Origin of the sequence: Streptomyces graminilatus, assembly GCF_001418565.1 — a bacterium.
Classification (GTDB): Bacteria; Actinomycetota; Actinomycetes; order Streptomycetales; family Streptomycetaceae; genus Streptomyces; species Streptomyces graminilatus.
The window spans coordinates 1-1,902 of the sequence record NZ_LIQQ01000339.1; the positions used below are offsets into that span (position 1 = coordinate 1).

At 67.2% G+C, this 1,902-nt stretch carries 2 protein-coding genes; both read left to right on the forward strand.

Annotated features, from left to right (window positions below):
- The first annotated feature begins 180 nt into the window (after positions 1-180).
- Positions 181-1,428 (forward strand): polyamine ABC transporter substrate-binding protein, encoded by a 1,248-nt coding sequence (locus tag AOK08_RS27300; RefSeq protein WP_055530905.1) that lies wholly within the window; start codon positions 181-183, stop codon positions 1,426-1,428.
- A gap of 51 nt (positions 1,429-1,479) precedes the next feature.
- Positions 1,480-1,902 (forward strand): ABC transporter ATP-binding protein (locus AOK08_RS27305; protein ID WP_157876812.1); only part of this gene is annotated, 423 nt, incomplete at its 3' end.

Here is a 1,902-nt window from a genome sequence, read left to right on the forward strand (position 1 = left end):
CGGCTTCGGCAAGGACATGTCCACGTACTCGTTCGAGGAGTACACGCAGATCAAGCACGTCATGTTCGACAACACCGCAGTCGCGCGCAAGGACTGGCACCGCACGGTCTTCGGGGACCGCTGACAGGACACAGGCCGACCGATCAGCGGCCCGACACCCTCCTGAAAGGGCATCACGCGATGGAGCAGTACGAGCCCGCCCGCCTTTCCGCCGCCCAGGTGGCCGCCATGCGGCGCAGCTTCCGAAACGGCAGGGCCGCCCTGACCCGCCGGTCCCTGCTGCGCGCGTCCGCGGGCGGCGCGCTGGTGGCCGGCGGCCTCGGCGCGCTGACCGGCTGCGGCATCCCCGCCGCCGGCCGGACCGCGGGAGGCGTCGCCGCGGACGACCACTCGGCCAAGGAGAAGACCGTCAGCTTCTCCAACTGGACCGAGTACATGGACGTCGACAAGAGCGAGAGGCACCACCCCACGCTCGACGCGTTCACCAAGCGGACCGGCATCACGGTCAAGTACACCGAGGACATCAACGACAACGTCGAGTTCTTCGGCAAGATCAAGCCGCAGCTCGCGGCGGGCCAGGCCACCGGCCGGGACCTCATGGTCCTCACCGACTGGCTGGCCGGCCGGCTGATCAGGCTCGGCTGGGTCCAGAAACTGGACCAGTCGAACCTCCCGCACGCGTTCGCCAACCTGTCACAGCAGTTCCGCAGCCCCGACTGGGACCCGGGACGCGCCTACTCCTACCCCTGGCAGGGCCTCTCCACCGTCATCGCCTACAACAAGAAGGCCCTGGACGGCGTCGAGGTGAAGTCGATCTCCGACCTGCTCGACAGCCCGAAGCTGAAGGGGCGCGTCGGATTCCTCTCCGAGATGCGCGACAGCATGGGCATGACCCTGCTCGACATGGGCAAGGACCCGGCGAAGTTCACCGACGACGACTACGACGCGGCGATCGCCCGGCTCCAGAAGGCCGTCGACAAGGGCCAGATCCGGCGCTTCACCGGCAACGACTACACGGCCGACCTGACCTCGGGCGACTTCGCGGCGTGTGTCGCCTGGGCCGGTGACGTGGTCCAGCTCAAGGCGGACAGCCCGGACATCGACTTCCTCATCCCGGACAGCGGCTACATGACGTCGAGCGACAACATGCTGATCCCCAACAAGGCCCGCCACAAGACCAACGCCGAGCGGCTCATGGACTACTACTACGAGCCCCAGCCGGCCGCCGAACTGGCCGCCCACATCAACTACGTGTGTCCCGTCGACGGAGTGAAGCCCCACCTCGCGAAGATCGACAAGGCGGCGGCGGAGAACCCGCTGATCATTCCCGACGCGGCGATGGCCGCGAAGTCCCGCGCGTTCAGGTCCCTGAGCCAGCAGGAGGAGACGGCGTACGAGGAGAAGTTCGCGAAGTTGACAGGGGCGTAGCCAGCCTGCCACAGCGGTGCGACACCCCTCCGACTCCCCAAGGACCACACCATGACCAGCACAGACCACGGCGGCGACGTCCGTCTCTCCGGCATAAGCAAGACCTACGGCTCCTTCACCGCCGTACACCCGCTCGACCTCACCGTCCCGCAGGGCTCCTTCTTCGCCCTGCTCGGTGCCTCGGGCTGCGGGAAGACGACCACCCTGCGGATGATCGCGGGCCTGGAGGAACCTTCCTCCGGGACCGTCTTCCTCGGCGAGCAGGAGGTCACCAGTCTGCCGCCGTACAAGCGGCCGGTGAACACGGTCTTCCAGTCGTACGCCCTCTTTCCGCACCTCGACATCTTCGAGAACGTCGCCTTCGGTCTGCGCCGGCGCGGCATCAAGTCGGTGAAGAAGCAGGTCGACGACATGCTGGAGCTCGTACAGCTCGGCGAACAGGCGCGCAAGAAACCGCACCAGCTCTCCGGCGGC

Bases quoted from the DNA above. Each gene is read 5' to 3' on its own strand.
- AOK08_RS27300 (WP_055530905.1), top strand. From the start codon at position 181: ATGGAGCAGTACGAGCCCGCCCGCCTTTCCGCCGCCCAGGTGGCCGCC.